Below are 20,016 nucleotides of genomic sequence, written 5' to 3' on the forward strand. Positions count from 1 at the left end.
TTGTTTCCCATTAAAACTAAAGAACAAGGCTAGTTAGTATAACTAGCCTTGTTTGTACAGAAGCAAACCTATCGTTCTTACCAAGTAAACGTCAGTTGGACGCTTATGGTTTTTCAGGAACTTTGATTTCGCCGCTAATAATTTTGGCTTTGTACTCGTCAACTTTTTTCAAGATATCAGCAGAAACGTTTTTCTTGGATGTTTCAGGAAGGCCTACACCATCGTCTTTCAGACCCAACGTAACAACTTTACCACCTTGGAATTTACCTGAAATAACATCTTTGGATACACGAAGTACCGCAGAGTCAACACGTTTCAACATGGATGTCAATGTAACTTCGTCGCCAAACTCAAGGGATTGGTCTTTATCTACACCGATAACCCATACTTTTTTACCGTTTTTCGCGCGATCTTTCGCTTCGTTGAATACACCGTTACCTGTGGATCCAGCTGCGTGGAAAATGATATCAGCGCCATCGTTATAGATCGTTGCTGCTGCTGCTTTACCAAGATCAGGCTTATCGAAAGCACCCGTATAGTTGATTTGAATCTTAGCATCTGGTTTTACTGCTTTAACACCAGCTACGAAACCAGCTTCGAAACGTTTGATAACCGGGATGTCGATACCGCCAACGAAACCGATTTTATTTGTTTTTGTTGTAAGACCTGCTACCACACCAACAAGGTAAGCACCTTCTTGTTCGGAGAAAGTAACGGATTCTACGTTAGGAGCTTCTACAACGTTATCAATGATCGCAAGTTTCGCGTTCGGGTTTTGAGTTGCTACTGTTTTAAGTGCATCACCCATCAAGAAACCAATACCCCAAGTCAGGTTGTAGCCGTCTTTAACGAATTGATTCAAGTTCGGCGTGTAGTCAGCGTCGCTCTTGCTCTCAAGGTTTTTTACGTTAGCACTTGTTTGTTTTTTCAGAAGCGTCAAGCCTTCCCAAGCACTTTGGTTAAAGGACTTGTCGTTTACGCCGCCGATATCTGTAACCATACCGATTTTGAAGTCTTTGCCTGTATTGTCGCTAGCTACAGCACTTGCAGCTGGTGATGCGGATGAACCCGTGTTTGTTTCTTCTTTTTTGGCACAACCGGAAATCACTAATGCAGAAACGGTTACAGTCATCAGAACTGTTGAAAAAATCTTCTTCATCGATTTTACCCCCATCGTATCATCTTTTAATTGAAACCATGAAGCCCACACTGTAGGTTGACCAAATCCAGTTAAATTATGTAAGCTCACTTTGAATTGAGTGTATCACTTCGATTTCTAACATAAAAGCAAATCGCCTTCGGATTCCCAAAATTCGTTATGTCACACAAGTTAACACAGTTTTTTTGTTTTTCCCGACAATATAGGTGCAAAGCCCCAATTAAAGATTATACAACCAGCGGTCAATAAAATCTAGATAGCTCTATGTTAATTTTTTGAACATCTTCAGCAAAAAAAAGCCTCCTCTAGATGAGAAGGTTAAATAACTTAGGATCCTTATTAATTTCGATATAACCATAATCTTTACGGGAGAGGCGTTCAATCAAACCTTCATAATCATCTTTGTTTTTGAGCTCAATCCCTACCAGTGCCGGTGCATCGTCACGATTATTCTTCTTCGTATACTCAAAACGCGTGATGTCATCGGACGGTCCTAGGACTTCCTCCAAAAATTCACGCAAAGCCCCTGCACGTTGCGGGAAGTTCAAGATGAAGTAATGCTTCAAGCCCTCATATACAAGTGATCTTTCTTTGATTTGCTGCATCCGATCAATATCATTATTTCCACCGCTGATGATACAGACAACGTTCTTGCCACGAATTTGTTCGCGGTACGCATCCAGCGCTGCCACTGGAAGCGCCCCTGCAGGCTCAATAACAATCGCGTTGCTATTGTAGAGCTCCAGAATGGTTGTACACTCTTTGCCGGAAGGAATGATGACGATATCCTCTAGCTTCTCTTTGCAAATGTCAAAAGTCATCTCACCCACTTGCGCTACGGCTGCACCGTCAACAAACTTCTCAATAGAAGGTAATTTAACGACCGCGCCTTGTTTCAGTGCTTCCGTCATGCTGGCCGCGCCTTCTGGTTCTGCGCCAATAATGCGCGTCCGCGGTGAAACGCTCGCCACATAGGTGGCAACTCCAGCAGCTAGTCCACCTCCGCCAATCGTCGCGAAGATGAAATCCGGTGTTTCCGGCATCTGATTCATGATTTCCAAGCCAACAGTCCCTTGTCCCGCAATCGTACGCACATCATCGAACGGGTGGATGAACACTTTATTCTCCTTCAGGCAGTAGGCCTTGGCTTGCGTCGAAGAATCATCGAAGGAATCGCCAACAAGGATGACTTCCACGAACGAGCCTCCGAACAGCTTCACTTGCGAAATCTTCTGACGCGGTGTCGTAGTCGGCATGAAGATCTTGCCCTCAATGCCTAGCTGCTTACAAGAATAAGCTACACCCTGTGCATGGTTGCCTGCACTCGCACACACAACCCCTGCTGCGCGTTCCGCTTCCGTTAAGCTCTGGATCACATTGTAAGCTCCGCGAATCTTGAACGAACGAACAATTTGCATATCTTCACGTTTGAGATAAACGTTACATTCATACTGGCTAGAGAGCAGCTCATTGCGTTGCAGCGGCGATGGTTCGATCACTTTGCTGAGCACATGATTGGCTCTAATAATATCTTCCAAACCCACTTTACCAGATACAACCATCTTCTCGAACACCCTTTCTTTGTTGAAGCTTCCATAAGTTTTAACATGTATTGTAACATATGTGGTGCGTTCTGTACGCAAATATCGTAGGCAGCAAGCTTTAACAACAAAAGCCGCCCCTCGAAGTCAATTGACCTTGAGGAGCGGCTCATTTATACGTCCAACCTGAAGTGATTAATGACCGACCATCATTGGAATTTCAGCCGCATTCCCTGACTCGCCTTCAATTTTCTTAGGCTTCTGCAACATCAAACCAAGCAGACCGCCAAGAATGGCGATACCAAGCAAAATGAGGAACGTATATCCAAACGCGGAGGCATATAAGCCTACATCTGGCTTTTGTGCGCCTGACTCAACCATTAGATCCTTAAATTTTGTACTGAAAATCGTCATCAAGATGGCAATAGCGAAGGACATCATGACTTGCTGCGCCGCGTTCGTCAAGGACGTCACACGACCAACCAAATTCTGAGGTGCTGATTGAATCAAGTGATTGTTCAGCGGCATCATGAAGAGTCCCATACCCGCTCCCAGAAGCGTAAGCGGCAGCATAACCGTGCCTACACCGGAATCACCAGAAATATTGGAAAGCAACAAGGCTGAAATCGTTGTAAGAACCATCCCCGCAATAACGAGCGGACGAGCACCGAAACGGTCGGACAGCTTACCACCGATTGGCATGAACAATCCGGAAGCCAACGCTTGAGGAAGCATGATCAATCCTGTTTTCAATGGGCTGTAACCATGAGCTTGTTGTAAGAATAGGGGTACAAGGAACATCGTACCGAACATCGCAATCTGAGAAATCCATTGCACGATAATCCCTTTCGTGAAGTTCCCTGAACGGAATACGCGAAGCTCCAAAAGTGGATTCTTCTGTTTCAATTCAACAATAATGAAGAGGATAAGTGCAATGACACCAACGCCAGAACCGATCAGCGTATCTGCATCTGTCCATGTGGATTTCCCCGTAATTGGATCAATACCACCATTGGAAACACCATAAACCAGTGCCGCGAAAGCTAAAGGCCCTAACAACATACCCAACAAATCTAGAGAAGCAACGCTTTGACGCTGCATATTTGGCAATGTACGAATACCTAAAATAATACCAATAACACCAATAGGCAAATTAATAAGGAAAATCCACTGCCAGCTGTGATACTCAACTAACCAACCTGCAACGACAGGACCAAGAGCAGGACCCAGTAGAATCGGAATCCCCATCATCCCCATAACAGCCCCTACTTTACCCGGAGGAGATAGACGATAAATGAATGCCATCGCTATCGGCACGACGACACCGCCGCCTAAGCCTTGAATGATACGGTAAGTAATCAACATTTCAACCGAATTCGCTAGCGCACATAGACCAGAGCCTATTGTGAAGAGACCTACCGAAATCAGGAAAATCTTCTTGGCACCGAAACGATCCGATAACCAACCTGCCAATGGAATAACCGCGGCTTGTGCTAAGGCATAACCAATAACCGTCCATTGAACGAGTGATAAATTGAGCAAATTGAATTCTTCTTGCAACTTAGGAAGCGCAACGTTGACCGCTGTTCCGTCCAAAATAACCATGAAAATACCTACGACAATCGCTATCAGCGGCCCCAAAATGCTGCGCATTGAGAACGGGGCTTCTGTTTCTTTCGATGTTGCTTGTGAAGACATGTAATCCCTCCATCCGATTAATTTCTCTCTTTTGTCTATCGTTGACCGTATATAGTATACCCTGTACAATACAATAGTGGCAGACATACACGAACATCAATAACTCTCGTTGTAAACGGACAAATGTCCGTTTACATTTCTGATGCTAACAGAACTTTCGTTTCCTTGTCAATACGAACACAATAAATTCACATCTAAAGAGGTGGTTACAGATGTCCATTCGTCATGAACGCAAGGACGCCATGGAAAATCGCCAATTAATACTCCAAACCGCCAAACAACTCTTTCATGATTATGGCGTTCAATCGGTCAGCATGCATCAAATTGCCAAAACAGCAGGCATTGGACAAGCAACCCTCTATCGCAGATATGCGGATAAAGGAGACCTTTGCTTCGATGTCCTTCAGCATTATGGGAAGCAATTTATAAATGACATTATGATGTATCTCGATAAACATAACCAAGCTGCGCCTATTGATCGACTGACTGGCATTTTGGATCTATGGATTGATGAAATTGAGGAAAAAGCAGAGCTAATCGTTGCGATGTCAACCAAGATTGATATCAACTGCGAGGATAGCCGCGGCAACTTCTTCCTCTCCCCTATTTACCATTTCATACGCGATAAATTGTCGGAGCTTATTCTTGAATCCCTTGGCCCCAATCAAGAGCCACAAGCGGAGCCTGATTTTGCAGCCCATACGATCATCTGCTCGATGTCACCGATCGGCTATTTTCACATCAAAAATGAGAAAGCCTATACGAAAGAGCATATGAAGGCACATTACCGTCAGTTATTCTACTTTCTTTTCAAAAGAGACTAGTTCTCTTGCCACAAATGCCTCGTCAGCTAACGACTGAATAAAGACCTCTCAATGATGCATTGAGAGGCCTTTTGTCGTTCACTTATGCGAATTACGTTAGAAAGATTAATAGTAGTATCGCGGCTTATCTTGCAATTCAGCTCTCGTTTGCAAGAAACGATAGAATGCGCTAGCAGCCTGTGCTTTCGTCACTTCATTCTGCGGGGCAAAGTAGCCATCGCTGAGCGTCATAATATTCAGCCCTAACACGATTGCAGCATCGCCAACGTTAGACACTTTCCCAGCATCCAAGAAATCCTTGTTAAATACACCGTCAAATTTCGTTAGGCTGTGATAACCCAATGCTTTCACGATCAATTGCGCCATTTCTTCACGATTCATCGTAGCTTCCGGATTGAACTCTTTCCCTACATCAAGCAGCCCGCGATCAACAGCATTCTCCACATAGGCAAAATATTTGGAGCCATTGCCCACATCCGCGAAGGATGCAGCACGCTCAGCTCCGTAATAGATGCCGCCGTTGCCGCCATTCATGGCGATGACAAGCATTTTGACCAACTCACCGCGCTTAATCGTTTGGTCTGGATTCACTTTGCCGTCCTTCACATCCAAAGCTTGATAATCAAGCATCAATTGAAGTTCGTTTTGTGCCCAGTGCTTATCAATATCACTTACAATCACTTTATCCAAAGAGATAACCTCGCCGGTTTGCGCACTGCGCCATTGACCTGATTCGGCATCCAGAAGAAAGCTATCGCGATTCACACTTTTCGGTACAAGGGAATATACAAGCTTCGCTTTTGGCTGCGCTTTTGCATCCGTTGCTACTGACGGTGGTATCTCACCTGCCGCCACCATTACGCGGTATTTCTCAATCGGCATAGCGCCTGTGTATCCGTTGCTCTCCAATACGTAGCCAAGCTTCACATCGAACTGTGCCAGCCACAGAGCTTTGGCCTTATCAATGGAAATAACCTCAGGCTTTTGAGCAGGATACGCGATATGATCACTTAGGGATACATAATAGTTCGAGATGGCTCCCGTTACACGGTCGATGCTTACCCGCACCTCTTCATTCGCCACAGCAACGCCGTCAATGACACGCTTGTAGCTAATTTCCCATGTACGCATTTGCTTCAGCATATCCTGGGAATACTCTTTCTGAACATTCAGCACGAGTTGATCCGTGGAAGCAGGAAGCTGTGCTTTGACAAATTCCGTGCTTTTCGCAATCGCATCATCTAATGAAACCTTGCCTTCGATAGGCTTATCATTCTCACTACTATAAGGAACATAATAGTTGAAATTAGTAATAACGCCAGTTTTACTATTCACGGATGCCCAAACGTTATTGCCTGCAACAATTTTTCCAGAAGCGGCTGTATCCGACGTTGCCTTGGTCCAGCTCATGTTCCAGCTCGATAAGGTCTCACCCGTCTCAGCATTCTTCGATTCATTGTAGGAAGCTTCTTGCAGCTTGTACTCTGAGGATAGGTTAAATGTCGTTGCCACTTTCTTAACGGCTTCTTCCTTCGTCAAATTCAAGGTAGCTGGCGGTTTCGTTCCCAGTGGCTTATCTGTTAATGGCTTATTGTTACCGTTCAAGCTAGGAAATGGTTGCCAAACCTCGCCTGTTGCAGCATCCAAAGCAAAACTGTTCATGAAGTAGGAAATAATCGGTGCTCTTTTCCCTTGCGTGTTATACGGGATTTGATACTGTAAGGCAAGCTCCATCTTCTCACGGAATAGCTGATCTGCCTTCTCTTTCGAAATCAGTGTGCTCACCTTATCAAAAATCACTTTGTCGTCCCAATTGTACCAATAGCTCGTAATCTGACCCTCACCATTGACGTTGACATTAAGTCCATTTCCCGAGAAGGGAACTCCCCCAACGGATCGATCATAGCGAATGTTATATTGATAATTGCCGTCAAGCGGGGTACGGAACGTTTTCTCTACCGAGTCATCATACAGCAGTTCCTTCTGCTTCGATGGGTTTACTTTAGCAACAAATGCTGCAGCCAGCTCCTTCGCAGCTTGAAAATCCACCTTAGGCGGATACGACGGTTTATGTTCAGGATCATTGTCATTCATATTGTACGACGTAAGCGTTCCATCCAAACCATTGATGGCAATATTCGCTGAGCCATAGAAACGATCTTTCACTTTCTTAGAATAACTGATGTTCCAAGTCGGGATATTCTGACCATTCTGGCCATAAAAAGCGTTTAAACTTATCGATTGGAGAACATAATCCGTAGGTAGTGTTATGTAAGTTTTGGCATACTCAAGCGCCTGTTCTTTCGTAATTTTGGCATCTTCCGCCGAGACGTCGGCTTGCCCTGGGTAGGCAGGGGATGACATTGCGGATGTAGCTGAACCAGATACACTTTCCGCCGCCCATGCTCCCATCGGGGCAACTGTCAGCAACAATGTCGAAGCGAGTACCATTGTGCCTGCTTGTTTTAATAATTTCAAAGTCATCTTCCTCCTCAAGTAGATCTCCATACGACATGTGGACCCACATGCTTGGACGCGTCCAACTGCCATATAGTACTTGACGGTGAGCGCTGGAAAAAGGTTGCAAATACACAAGAAAAAAATACCAATATTTATTTCTATTTCACCCAGCAAAATTAGAAAAAGACTTGAGCATCCCATACGGAATATTCAAGCCTTATCTTGTGATTAATTTGCAGTTACGGATTCGTCTGCGACTTCTCCTGGCTAAGCATTTGCATCAAATCCTTTAACTCACCTTGCGTTAAATCCCGCCATTTCCCTACTTTCAAAGCGCCCAAATGAATATGCATGATGCGAACACGCTGCAGACGCACTACACGATATCCGAATGCTTCGCACATCCTACGAATTTGCCGGTTCAGCCCCTGTGTGAGAATGATTCGAAATACACGTTCATTGACTTGAATGATTTCACATGGTTTCGTCATCGTACCCAGAATACGCACCCCACTAGCCATTCCCCGCAAAAACATCTGTGTAATCGGCCGATTCACCGTTACGATATATTCTTTATCGTGATTATTCTCCGCACGGAGAATCTGATTCACAATATCCCCGTTATTCGTCAGCAGGATAAGCCCTTCTGAGTCTTTGTCCAATCTGCCGATAGGGAAAATCCGCTCCGAATGCCCCACGAAATCAACGATATTCCCGCGAATATGCGCCTCCGTTGTTGAGGTAATGCCCACTGGCTTATTAAGTGCAATGTATACGTGTTCTTTCTTCTCTCCAATTGCCCGCCCATCGACCTTCACTTCATCACCAGGACCTACAACGCTGCCAAGCCCTGCAATTTCTCCATTGATCGTTACACGCCTAGCTTCGACCCATTTGTCCGCCTCACGTCTGGAGCACACGCCGGTTTCACTTATAAACTTATTAATTCTCATGCCCCTGAAATTCCCTTCTATTCCGCCTTCATTTGAATTCAATACCTTCTATTATGCTGGATTCGAAGCGACGGTTCAAGTTTGTTATACTAGGAGAACAGTTTACATACCGAAGGAGTATAATGATGCACTTTCTACTATTAGGAGCAACTGGCCGTGTGGGGCAGCGAGTTCTAGCTCAAGCTCTGCAGGATGGTCATGAGATAACCGCAGTCGTGCGGAGTATGGATAAAATATCACTGCTTTCCGACCGCCTCACCTTGCTGCAAGGCAATGCCTGTTCCGCAGAGGATCTTGCGGGCGCCATGACTGGCGTAGACGCCGTCGTGAGCTGCCTTGGCACCGATGGCGGCACCGTGCTAACCGAGGCGACGCCCCTGCTCATCGCGGCGATGAAAGCCGCCGGCGTGAGCCGCGTGGTCACCGTCGGCACGGCCGGCATCTTGCAGAGCCGGGAACATCCGGGTCATCTGCGCTTTGAAGCGCCGGATACGCGGCGCTCGTCGACCCGCGCGGCCGAGGAGCACCGCCAGGCGTGGGCGCTGCTCGCCGCATCGGGCCTACGTTGGACGGTCGTGTGTCCAACGTATTTGCCCGACGGCGAAGCGCAGGGTCAGTTCCGCGCAGAGCGCGACTTCTTGCCGGACGGCGGCACGTCCATCTCCGTCGGCGACACTGCGGCGTTCACCTACCGCGCCGCGGTGGAGGACGCGTATGTCGGCTGCCGCGTGGGGTTGGCTTATTAGTAGTGGTGTTGTGAACAGCGCCAACCTGCACCCATCCCTCGTATAACGGACACAGACGACGTTAATCAGTCATTTAACTGGATTCGCCTGTTCTATCGGACAACATGGCCGTTATTCTCATGTTTCTGGCGTAATATTGCCTCTCAAATAGTAAATAACGGCACTGATGTCCGTTACACGAAGAAACTGTCTGCTTACTTCAAAATAGCGGCGCTGGTGTCCGTTAGAATTACACAGGCCGTGGGAGGGCGTTAACGCGGAGACTGCCAAAATCGACTTCTCAGCCATACTAATTAGCTATATTTCCTGTTTAACAAAAAAAACGGATGCGCGCCACTTCGGCGCCATCCGTTTTTTCACTACATCTAGTAGTTGTTTCTTCTCTTGGACAACTCTCTCATATTCAAGCCCGACACGACAATTCCGCCAAAGCGGAATACATAACCAAGCAAAGGAATGAGACTTAAGAAGGCCAATGCGATGTTGATGATCGTTTTCAGCGTAGTTCCATTGCCCGTGAGGATAGCAAACACCAAATTCACGAAGACCAATGGAATGACCCAAGCGCATGACCATGCATACACGAATGGGATTAATCCAAGTAAATACCCTACTGCAATAGCTACTTCGGATAATATCTGCAACAGGTTAAGCAAACGAATTGTATCTGAGCGCATAATTTCTCCTCCACTTCCCATAAGCATCAATTTGCTTTATTGTAGCATATTGGAAAGTCAGCGTCGTTAGCCTTTTGTCGAGATTCGTCTACGACTCGCGACCTAGATCTTATGCCCAATCGATTCGCCAGCTACCGGCTCGCTACTTGGTTCGCCGCTCTCCGCAGCGGCGGCAATTTCCGGATGTCCAGCTTGCAGCTGGTACATCTGGTAGTACCGCCCGAGGAGCCCCATGAGCTCCTCATGCGTACCACGCTCGACGATCTCGCCGTGGTCGAGCACAAGAATCAAGTCGGCGCTGCGAATCGTCGACAGCCTATGGGCAATGATGAAGGTGGTCCGCCCCTTCTTCAATACATCGAGCGCGGCCTGAATGATGGCCTCGGTCTCCGTGTCGATGGAGGCCGTCGCCTCATCGAGGATCAAGATTGCCGGGTCGAACGCCAACGCCCGGGCGAATGAAATCAGCTGCCGCTGCCCAGCAGACAGCGTGCTGCCCTTCTCGATGACCGGCTCATCGAGGCCATGCGGCAGCGCACCAAGCATCTCCGCTGCGCCAACCTCGCGCAGCGCCGCCTCCACCCGTTCCCGGGTGATGGACGGATCGTCCAAGGAGACATTGGACGCAATCGTCCCCGTGAACAGGAACGGATCCTGCAGCACGATGCCCATGTGCTGGCGAAGCTGCTGCTTCGATAGCTCGCGAATATCGCGGCCATCCACCGTGATGCGGCCTTCATTGACCTCATAGAAGCGGAATAACAGATTCAAGATCGAACTTTTACCCGAACCGGTATGCCCTACTAAGGCAACCGTCTGCCCTTGTTTAGCCTCGAAAGAGATGTCTTTGAGCACATCCTCCCCTTCTTTGTAGGCGAAGCGAACGTGCTCGAAGCTCACGTGACCTTTGTAGCGGTCTGCTTTTTCAGCGACAACGTCAATGCCCTTTTCATCCAGCAGCTCGAACACACGGTCAGCCGACACAAGCGCTCGCTCCAAATTCGGCAGCTGATTCACGATACCTACCATCGGATGGAACATCCGGTTGAGGTAATCGACGAAGGCATAGAGCACGCCAACCGTAATCACCGCATTAAGCGCACTGCCGCCCACATACCAGATCAACCCGAAGAAGAACAGGTTCCGCACCACGTTCATCAAGTTATGAGAGGTTAAGGAATTCAAGCTGAGCAGCTTATTTTGATAGTGCGTATACTCTTCATTCAAAACCTCAAATTCCTCAATCGTTTCCTTTTGCCGGCGAAAAGCTCGGATGATCGTCATCCCTTGGATCGCCTCATTGATCATCCCGTTGATGCTGCTGATCCGTTCGCGAATTTCATGATTAATCGTCGACGCATACTTACGGTAAACAATAATCCACGCTATCAGCAGTGGAATGACCGGCAGTGTGAAGAGAGCCAGACGGACGTCGAGAATAAAGATGGCCGCGATAATGCCCAGAATGTAAATCGTGCCTGTAAAAAAGTTCGCCAACACCTGCACATACAGATCTCGGACCGACTCCGTGTCGTTTGTGATGCGTGAAACGATTTTGCCTGCAGGCTGATTATCAAAATAGTTGATCGGCAATCGCTGAATTTGCGCGAACACATCCCTGCGCATGCGCTGAATGATGCGATTCGCTGCCGCTTGCAGCAAATATCTCTGTCCGTAGGTAAAGCCTGCCCCCACGAAAATCAAGATCACATAGAATCCCGCCAGCTTCATTAACTCTGCAAATTGCGGTTGATAAAAGTTATACAGCTCCTGCACACTCAGCTTCTGAACGGCATACTCTGCCTGTTCCGTGCCTTGTGTAACCAGCAGCTTTCCGTCATCCGTCAGCTTGCGGACGCCATCCCAAGGGAGGGCTTGATCCAGCCATACGAACTTACTGCCCACTTGTAGGATACGAACCTCTTTGCCCCTCGGCTCGCCCTCTGCGAAGTTATCACTCCGCTTGTAAAAAGTCTGCTCAAAAGCAACAGCCTTGTCGCTCTTCGTCGCCGACTGCGTCTCAAACCACGGCTTTTCAATGCCGAGAATGTGCGTGTCGATCATGTGCTTCGCAATGAAAGGACCCGCCAGCTCGGTCGCGACAGCCAAGGAAAGAAATACTAAGGCGATGAGCAAGGTTTGCTTGAATTTGGCTGCGTATTGGAACAACCGTTTTCCGGTTTGTTTCGTTGATTTGGTTTGTTTCGTTTGTTGCGTTTGTGTCATCAGGAGTCTCACCTACTTTTCTTTTGTCTCGTATAGTTGGGGGCTCGAGTTGCCCCCCTCATCTATTCCATCCCAACCGTCTGCTCTTCGAGCTGTTGACGGTCATACTGCTCTTTATACCAGCCGCCGAGCACGAGAAGCTGCTCATGTGTGCCTTCTTCGATGATATAGCCCTCATCAAGTACGACAATCCAATCGGCATGCTGCACGGCGGAGAGTCGGTGCGTGGTGATGAGGGTTGTTTTGCCTGCGCGTTCCGTGCGAATGCCGCTAATAATCTCGGCCTCCGTCTTCGCATCGACCGCAGATAGCGCGTCGTCGAGCAGGAGGATCTCCGGATCGACGTACAACGCCCTCGCAATGGATACGCGCTGCTTCTGACCGCCGGATAAGGCAACGCCTTTTTCCCCGACGAGTGTCTGCAGACCTTCCGGCAGGAACTCAACGTCCTTGCGGAAAGCGGCCAGATCAAGCGCACGCATTAACTCTTCTTCGGTGCCTTGCCCCTTGCCGAACATGATGTTTTCGCGAACGCTTTTGGAGAAGAGAATCGGTTCCTGCGGCACATATCCGATCCAACCATGGAGCGTATCGATCGCGATCTGTTCGATTGGCGTATCCGTGATCGTGATCGCGCCCTGACCGATAGGGTACTCGCGAAGCAGCTGCTTCAGCAGGGTTGTTTTGCCGCTGCCTGTTCGGCCGACTATGCCGAGCGTCTGTCCGCGTTCTAAGCGGAACGTCATGTTAACCAAATTATCGATGGATGAGGACGGGTAACGGAACGTTACATGATTAAAATGGATAGAATCCGGCTGCAGCTGGGTTGCAGCGTTCGGTATTTCTTTAACATCTGGCTTGTAGCCGAGTGTCTCGTTAACACGATCTAAGGATGCATTCCCGCGCTGCATGATGTTCATCAGCTCACCAATCGCAAACATCGGCCAGATCAGCATACCTAGGAAGGTATTGAAAGACACTAGCTCTCCGAGCGTCAGCTCACTGTGGAACACGAGATAACCACCGTAACAAAGTCCAATTAGGTAGGAAATACCAACCAGAATTTTGACCGTTGGTTCAAAAAGAGCGTCAATAACGGCTACTGCGATATTTTTGCGATAGACGTCGTCCGTCATCGCCGCGAAATTATGTTCACTTGCCTTCTCCTGCACGAATGCCCGGATGACCCGAACGCCTGCGATAGTTTCCAGGACGCGGTCATTCATTTGACCGAAAGCATCCTGTGCGAGGATGAATCTTTCGTGAATACGGCTACCGAAAATCGTAATCGCAACGGCCATAATCGGCAGGGGTACAATCGAGGCAAGTGTCAGCTTCCAGCTAATGAAGAAGCCCATCATACTCAGAATCGTTAACATAAACAGCGTCGAATCGACGAAAGTTAGAATCCCAAAGCCTGCGGTTGTCGATACCGATTGCAAATCATTCGTCGCTCTAGCCATCAGATCGCCCGTACGGTTGCGCTCATAGAAGGTAGGCGTCATCCGCAGCAGCTGCCGCATGAATCGGGAGCGCAGAACACGTTCAAGTACGAAGGCGCCGCCGAACAGCTGGTACAGCCAAATGTAAGACAGCCCGTAGCTTACGATGATGAGTGCACCCCAAAAGGCGAGTAATTGCGCTAATTTGGCCCCCGATAAAGTACCCATGTGTATCCCATCAATCGCGTAACCAATCAGCTTTGGCGGTAAAACGTCGATGATGCCGACGATGATCAGCAGCCCAATCGCAAGGCTGTAGCGTTTCCAGTTCATTTTAAAAAACCAAGCTAATTTCTTTAATACAGTAAACATACGATCTTGTCACTCCTCTCAAATGGCGCATAGACACCTAAAGACGCAAAAAGACATACCGCACGCAGCGATATGCCTTCTATAGAAACAGAAAAGCGCTCGTTACGAACTTCGTAACCCGCGCTTCACAACTTAACGTATGGGAAGGGGTGCTAACAGCCGAACATGCGTATGCAGTCGCTCGGGCTAACCAGCGGGTTACCATCTATGAAATTAGGTTGGACTTGTATCCGTTTATGATGTGCGCTAAATACAATAACCTTGTTATCCATAGTGAACCCCCCTGTTTCGTTTGATGAGCCTGGCACGTTAGGTGCCTGTTAACTTTTCCAAAAGCTGTCTATTCGATCCTTACAGGGTGATCTTACCATCCCACTTCTGAACATGTCAATCGGAGAAAAAGATTAAAATGCAACTCTCCCAGCCCGATATTTCCGATGTCTATACTCGTGATGAGAAGGCTTTCAAATGTCACACATGTTTCAAATTCATCGGGCATATGGATAGATTAGGAGTTCATCACGCCTCAAGGGAGTGAATGCACATGGTCGATCAAGTGTTTGCATTAATGGGATGGATTGTGGGATTCGGAACGATCATCGGTGGCGTTATTACAGCTACAGCAAGGTTTGTCTCGAAGGACTCAACAGCGTATGACATGGTTTTTTTGTGGGACAACCGGTATACATTAGAGGAGTTAGAGTTGGAGTTGAAATAAAAGAGAGAACGCCGTCCATAACGGACGGCGTTCTTTTTAAGCTATAGCAATTCTTGCGGCGCTATCAGCACATCGCGTTTTTCAAATTCGGCAATAACTTTGAATTGGTCACCATCAATATCAATCGTGAGTGTGCCCCCTTGTAGCTCAACGATGCTCTTGGCTATGGCGAGGCCGAGACCGGAACCTTCCGTTCCCCGAGACTGGTCGCCGCGCTTGAAGCGTTCGAACAGCTCCTCTACGCCATAATTCAACTCGTGGAGCGAGATATTCTGAATGATGAGGATAACGCGCTCTATATTTTCCGTCAACGTAACGTAGACACGTGTTCCCGGCAAGGCATATTTCAAGGCGTTGCCGATGAGATTCTCGAAGACGCGCCATGTTTTTTTGCCATCCAGCAGCGCATACATATGCGGGCTTTGCACATTTACGCGGAAAGTCAGCGTGGATGCCTCGATTTTGTCGCTGAACTCCGCCAAGGCCTGTGTCAGTAAGGCGGAAACGTCGACTTTTTCCCAATGCAGCTCTGTAGCCCCGCTTGCCATCTTCGATGCCTCGAAAAGATCTTCGATGAGCACCTTGAGACGCTGCGTTTTCCGATCGAGCACCTCGAGATAGTGGGTAGATTGGTCGGCAGACAAGCCTTCTTTTTTGAGCAAATCCACATAATTGATAATGGAGGTTAACGGTGTTTTCAAATCATGGGAAACATTCGTAATCAACTCTGTTTTGAGACGATCACTGACGCGTTGTTTCTCTAGCGAAAGCTGCAGACCGTACTTCAAATTGTTAATGTTCATCGCCATCCGGGACAATTGGCCTTTTCCTTTGGCAGGAAGGGTCACATCAAAGTTACCTTGCGACATTTGTTCCACGCCTTTGATAATGGCGCGAAGCTGCTTGATCTTCCGCATCATATAAGGCAGTACCACGAGCAGGAACATAATGTACCAGACGAACGTAAAGACGATTACAGCCTCTTCTCCGCTAGAAGCAACTACACACACGGGCAAGAAGCCCATGATCCCGATAATCGCCATAAAGACTAGCAGCTTGAACAACAATCCTCTTTGCTCAAGCGTGTCTTTCAGGGTTTGCCAGAATGATGCAGTTAAGCTGCTTCTCCATTCCATGGCGAGATTTCCAGGATATCTAAGCAGTGCGACTGCACCACGAAGGCCGTTATATACAATAACAAGTAATGCGGAAGCGATTAGGACAATGCTTATTTGATATAAGCTTACATAGGTCGGAGACCAGTAATATAGCTCAGCATCGAAGAGGATACCGAACAGTGCAGCAGCCGCAATAAAAGTTGTCCAAGCCCGAACATCGATCGGCAATCGTTCCCTTACCACCGTTTGGATATCGATCAGCGATGGGTTATCTCCCCGATGTTTTCTTGCCAAGTAGGTTAGCCCGATTGTGAGAACCACAAGCGCTGCTAGCCAGTAAACCGTTGCTGTTGCTTGCTGCTTTTGAGATTCATAAGTGAGATAATCCGCTTGAATAATGCCCGAGCCTTGTGATGGGTTTAAAATGTAGTACGTAGCTTTGACCTGATCAACATTCATTTGGTACGAAAATCGATTCGGTTCATCTATCTTGGGCAATGTCAGTGTATACATGAACGCTTGTTGATCGATCTTTTTTTGCAGCGCTTCAGACGAGATATTGCTATAGGTTTCGCCGGTTTTCAAGTTTTTCACGACGTAGTAAAGCGATTTCACACGGTTATCCAGACTCGTCTTGGCCGCCATGAATTGCTTTTGTTTTGCCGTGATTGCGGTCTTCAGATTTTGTTGAAAAGTCGCTTCCATCTCCTTATTCAACTCCGCAATTTTCGTATCTCTTTCAGCTTCCAGTCGATCTACTTCTGCATTGTCATCACGACTTCGAGCATTATCTATACGCGATCTGTACTTCTCCTGCAAATTGTTCAAGCGATCCTGTACGGTCCGTTCCGCGTCACGCTTCACATTATAATAGTCATTATTGCCGAGCTGCTCTTCTGGTGTTTTCTCACTGAAATGCGGAGCCTCCAGATGATACAATTGAATATTCTCATAGACGGAATTTATCTCCCTCTCGAATGCCCCGCTTTTGAAATAAGCATCCTCACCGAAGTACACGCTGTTCTTATAGGCATTCGTTGCCGCGAATAACGTCAGTGTCCACATGATGACAACACCGACCAGCAACACCAGGGAGATTGATCTACTTCTCCATTTTGTAACCAACACCCCACACCACCTTTAAATATTTAGGATCCTTCGGATTAATTTCGATTTTCTCGCGAATTCTGCGCACATGCACAGCCACAGTATTCTCAGCGTTAAAGGCGGGATCTTTCCACACCTTTTCATAAATATCATCGATAGAAAATACACGTCCCTTATTCACCATCAGCAGCTCCAAAATTTTGAATTCTGTTGGCGTCATACGCACTTCCTCGCCATCGACTGTGACTTCCTTGGTGACAGTATTGAGCACGAGGCCGCGGACGCTTAACTCCTCATTTGCCGTCTTTTCCGTACCAAATGGCCCTAGCGTTGTGTAGCGCCTTAACTGCGACTTCACTCTGGCGATCAGTTCCAGCGGATTGAAAGGCTTCGTTAAATAATCGTCAGCACCCACATTCAGGCCCATAATTTTGTCCATATCCTCCGTTTTGGCGGAAAGCATCAGGATCGGGACATTGCAGCTCTCTCTTATCTTGAATGTCGCCTGAATCCCATCCATCTTCGGCATCATGATATCGAGGATGATCAAATGGAATTCCTTTTCTTCCAGCAAAAGCAGTGCTTCCAGACCGTTGTTCGCTTTGCTGACTTCCATCCCTTCGCCTCTCAAATAAATCTCAATCGCTTCCTGAATGTCGATATCGTCATCGACGACCAGCACTTGGTATTTCGTCACGTCCACGCACCCTTTTTCTTTATCTCACTTCAACCCACCGTACTAGCCTAATATTAGTAGATACTATTTACAAAATAGTTACCATAATTCTTAAGAAATTATGAAGACAAGACTGACAAGCTGTTTGTCTTTTTAGTGTAGCACGGAAGTGCCGTTTCATCATGAGGTCTGTTTACAAGCTGAAACCGTTGGAAAACGCAAAAAGCAAAAAAGCCGATTCCACTGTAGTTGTGCACTACGGGATACGGCTTTCTTCCTTGTCTTCATTGAAAAATATGTTTATTCCAAATTCTCAAGTCGCGCCTTATCTTCGTCCAAAGAATCCATGGCTTGCTGCACCGCGGGGCTGTCTGATTGGAGACTTGCCTGGGCTACAGCATTTTCTGCTTTGGAGATGGCATTGTTAGCCTCTTCAACCGTTTGGGCTGTCGGGTGAGATAGGGCATGATTCACGGCTTGGTGAACGTTATCGACGGAATTTTGTGCAGATGAGATCGGATTTTGCGATTGTAAACTTGAATCAACTTTGGTCATATGGTGCTCATTACCTCCTCATAAGGATATGTATTACCTTTGCTAGGATGAGGTATATGAAGGAATTTTATTCGCGGGCTTACCCAGGAGTACATATTAATGCCCTAGACATAAGCATGCGAAACGTGCCTTTAGCTACCATCAAGAAAAGGGATATCCAACAGCTAATCACCGCGGACATCTCTTTATTATTATTTAGCTGGTGCAGATGACGTTTGAGCACCGGATTGCTGACCTTGGCCTTGACCACCTTGACGCTGGCCTCCCTGCATTTGACCTTGTCCACCCTGGCCATTCTGGCCGGGGCCTCCTTGTATCCCTGGCCCAGCGCCGCCAGGTCCACCCTGTATCATGCCCGGGCCGCCTTGCATGTCGCGATGTACCATTTTGCCACCAAGATGCCCCGTGTAGCTAACGAGCAGCACCGCGACAAGGGAAGCAACGAGAAAGATCGGGTTGCGGCCGATTTCGAGCTTTTTCCAAACTAGCAAGCCTACACGTACTACAGCTAGTACAATAGCAAGGATCATCGTTAACCTCGCGTAGAATTCATGGGATCCAACGAGCGTATTCCGTGATTCAGGCCCTGTAAGAACGCTGGCAATCGCACCGAGCGCACCAACGACAAGGCAAAGCATACCGGCTGAGTGCCATTCCTTCTTTTTAAAAATAAGAGCCACAACATCAAAAACAAAGCTGAAAATTAATAGCGCAATTGGAACGTGAGTGAATATAAAATGTAGATTTTTCATTATGTAGTCCATGCGATTCGCTCCTTCATATACCGGAAAATAGATTACACTACAAAGCGTAGTGTAAAAGGTTGGAATTGTCAATTCTTTTTCTGACAAGCCCATTTCCAAGTATATTTGAACGCCAAAATGTGAAAAAAGGGCCTATTTGTTAGATAAGCCCCATAACGACTATAAAGATAAGTACAGAAATCGCCAATCGAATTAGCGGCCAGCGCATGGCAACCTCCCTCTCGGGATCCAAAATATGCTGAATACGCACATTCATCGAAGTCTCCGCAAAGGAAGCGTGTGAGAGTGGAAAGCGCGGTTTCGCGGTTTGTTTGAGCAGCTTCAGCAACGCACTGCCTAGGTCTGTCGCTTGCTCCATCCGTTCGATGGCGTACTTATCCGCGCGGAGCTCGATCATCATCGGATATTTGTGGGCAATCCATGCAAAAATAGGGATATACCGCATCGACTTCGAGATTAGCGCCAGCAGGAATATCGCCGCAGGATCCCGGTGCTGTACATGGCATTTCTCATGCTCAATCACCGCACGAAGCTCACCCAGCTCCAGCATATCCATCAGTCCTGTTGAAACCAGTATACGCGGCTTCCATAACCCGATGGTCATGGCAAGTGGTGCTGGGTAGCGGACGATTTGGAGTTGCTGCTGCGCAAGATCGAAGTTCGCAGCATACACTTCGGAAAGAGCAACATCATGGTATTTCTTCACGAGCTTATTCGCCTTGACCACATCATAGCAGTGCTTGACCGTAAACCAGACCATTGTCCCCATCGTGTAGAGAATCAATAGATTGACTAAGGTCATAGGCACGTGCCCTGGCACATGCAGATAGTGAAGGAGAATCATACACAAATCAAATAGATTCCGAGAGGGCCTCCAGTGAAACATGTGCCCTAGGAGGAAGGCCACCATTTGCCACAGGATCGTGCCTCCAACCACTAGCGCAGCCGCGTACAGCCATTTGAATCGCGATTCCTTCATC

The 20,016-nt window shown here is 47.5% G+C and carries 16 protein-coding genes; 3 read left to right on the forward strand and 13 right to left on the reverse strand.

The features are described from left to right. Nucleotides 1-103: 103 nt before the first annotated feature. The 3 genes from ASL11_RS28080 to ASL11_RS28090 all read right to left on the reverse strand — a co-directional run bounded on the left by ASL11_RS28080 (nucleotide 104) and on the right by ASL11_RS28090 (nucleotide 4,398). Nucleotides 104-1,159 carry a BMP family lipoprotein gene (locus ASL11_RS28080; protein WP_056622166.1) on the reverse strand — a complete coding sequence of 352 codons (1,056 nt, stop codon included), beginning with the start codon at nucleotides 1,157-1,159 and terminating at the stop codon, nucleotides 104-106. Nucleotides 1,160-1,464: 305 nt separating this feature from the next. Further along, nucleotides 1,465-2,721 carry a threonine ammonia-lyase IlvA gene (gene ilvA, locus ASL11_RS28085; protein WP_056622168.1) on the reverse strand — a complete coding sequence of 419 codons (1,257 nt, stop codon included), beginning with the start codon at nucleotides 2,719-2,721 and terminating at the stop codon, nucleotides 1,465-1,467. A gap of 174 nt (nucleotides 2,722-2,895) precedes the next feature. Next, nucleotides 2,896-4,398 (reverse strand): MDR family MFS transporter, encoded by a 1,503-nt coding sequence (locus ASL11_RS28090; RefSeq protein WP_056622170.1) that lies wholly within the window; start codon nucleotides 4,396-4,398, stop codon nucleotides 2,896-2,898. A gap of 212 nt (nucleotides 4,399-4,610) precedes the next feature. On the opposite strand from ASL11_RS28090, the gene ASL11_RS28095 reads away from it, so the two are divergent. Then, a complete protein-coding gene (locus tag ASL11_RS28095) occupies nucleotides 4,611-5,222 on the forward strand; it encodes a TetR/AcrR family transcriptional regulator (RefSeq protein ID WP_056622172.1) in 612 nt (203 codons plus the stop codon). 105 nt (nucleotides 5,223-5,327) lie between these two features. On the opposite strand, the gene ASL11_RS28100 is transcribed toward ASL11_RS28095, so the two are convergent. Both ASL11_RS28100 and rluF read right to left on the reverse strand, forming a co-directional pair. Beyond that, on the reverse strand, nucleotides 5,328-7,700 hold the full coding sequence (locus tag ASL11_RS28100; RefSeq protein ID WP_056622174.1) for a YcdB/YcdC domain-containing protein: 2,373 nt from the start codon (nucleotides 7,698-7,700) through the stop codon (nucleotides 5,328-5,330). A gap of 221 nt (nucleotides 7,701-7,921) precedes the next feature. Continuing rightward, the gene (gene rluF, locus ASL11_RS28105; RefSeq protein WP_056622176.1) at nucleotides 7,922-8,635 is read right to left on the reverse strand and encodes a 23S rRNA pseudouridine(2604) synthase RluF; all 714 of its coding nucleotides are present in this window, start codon (nucleotides 8,633-8,635) and stop codon (nucleotides 7,922-7,924) included. Nucleotides 8,636-8,760: 125 nt separating this feature from the next. Here rluF and ASL11_RS28110 point away from each other — a divergent pair, with 125 nt between their 5' ends. Continuing rightward, on the forward strand, nucleotides 8,761-9,381 hold the full coding sequence (locus tag ASL11_RS28110) for an NAD(P)-dependent oxidoreductase (protein WP_056622178.1): 621 nt from the start codon (nucleotides 8,761-8,763) through the stop codon (nucleotides 9,379-9,381). 365 nt (nucleotides 9,382-9,746) lie between these two features. Here ASL11_RS28110 and ASL11_RS28115 read toward each other — a convergent pair whose 3' ends face one another. The 3 genes from ASL11_RS28115 to ASL11_RS28125 form a co-directional block, all read right to left on the reverse strand. Then, complete coding sequence (locus ASL11_RS28115; RefSeq protein ID WP_056622180.1) at nucleotides 9,747-10,058, reverse strand: hypothetical protein; 312 nt, start codon at nucleotides 10,056-10,058, stop codon at nucleotides 9,747-9,749. A gap of 102 nt (nucleotides 10,059-10,160) precedes the next feature. Next, nucleotides 10,161-12,284, reverse strand: coding sequence for an ABC transporter ATP-binding protein (locus ASL11_RS28120; RefSeq protein WP_056622181.1), 2,124 nt, complete (start codon nucleotides 12,282-12,284; stop codon nucleotides 10,161-10,163). 62 nt (nucleotides 12,285-12,346) lie between these two features. Beyond that, nucleotides 12,347-14,098, reverse strand: a complete 1,752-nt coding sequence (locus tag ASL11_RS28125; protein WP_056622183.1) for an ABC transporter ATP-binding protein — start codon at nucleotides 14,096-14,098, stop codon at nucleotides 12,347-12,349. Between the two features lie 544 nt (nucleotides 14,099-14,642). Between ASL11_RS28125 and ASL11_RS37120 the strand changes: the two genes are divergently transcribed. Beyond that, entirely contained in the window at nucleotides 14,643-14,816 is a 174-nt protein-coding gene (locus tag ASL11_RS37120; RefSeq protein WP_164483577.1) for a hypothetical protein, read from the forward strand. 41 nt (nucleotides 14,817-14,857) lie between these two features. Here ASL11_RS37120 and ASL11_RS28130 read toward each other — a convergent pair whose 3' ends face one another. The 5 genes from ASL11_RS28130 to ASL11_RS28150 form a co-directional block, all read right to left on the reverse strand. Then, nucleotides 14,858-17,059: a sensor histidine kinase gene (locus ASL11_RS28130; RefSeq protein ID WP_056622185.1), complete on the reverse strand. Its 2,202-nt coding sequence runs from the start codon at nucleotides 17,057-17,059 to the stop codon at nucleotides 14,858-14,860. Then, on the reverse strand, nucleotides 17,037-17,738 hold the full coding sequence (locus ASL11_RS28135; protein WP_056622186.1) for a response regulator transcription factor: 702 nt from the start codon (nucleotides 17,736-17,738) through the stop codon (nucleotides 17,037-17,039). Before ASL11_RS28135 ends, ASL11_RS28130 begins: the two co-directional genes overlap by 23 nt. 279 nt (nucleotides 17,739-18,017) lie before the next feature. Then, complete coding sequence (locus tag ASL11_RS28140) at nucleotides 18,018-18,272, reverse strand: hypothetical protein (protein ID WP_056622187.1); 255 nt, start codon at nucleotides 18,270-18,272, stop codon at nucleotides 18,018-18,020. A gap of 191 nt (nucleotides 18,273-18,463) precedes the next feature. Beyond that, on the reverse strand, nucleotides 18,464-19,036 hold the full coding sequence (locus tag ASL11_RS28145; RefSeq protein WP_056622188.1) for a DUF2231 domain-containing protein: 573 nt from the start codon (nucleotides 19,034-19,036) through the stop codon (nucleotides 18,464-18,466). A 139-nt stretch (nucleotides 19,037-19,175) separates the two neighbouring features. Then, complete coding sequence (locus ASL11_RS28150) at nucleotides 19,176-20,015, reverse strand: M56 family metallopeptidase (RefSeq protein WP_056622190.1); 840 nt, start codon at nucleotides 20,013-20,015, stop codon at nucleotides 19,176-19,178. Between the last annotated feature and the right edge of the window lies 1 nt (nucleotide 20,016).

The organism is Paenibacillus sp. Soil750 (assembly GCF_001428045.1).
GTDB classification, from domain to species: domain Bacteria; phylum Bacillota; class Bacilli; order Paenibacillales; family NBRC-103111; genus Paenibacillus_E; species Paenibacillus_E allorhizoplanae.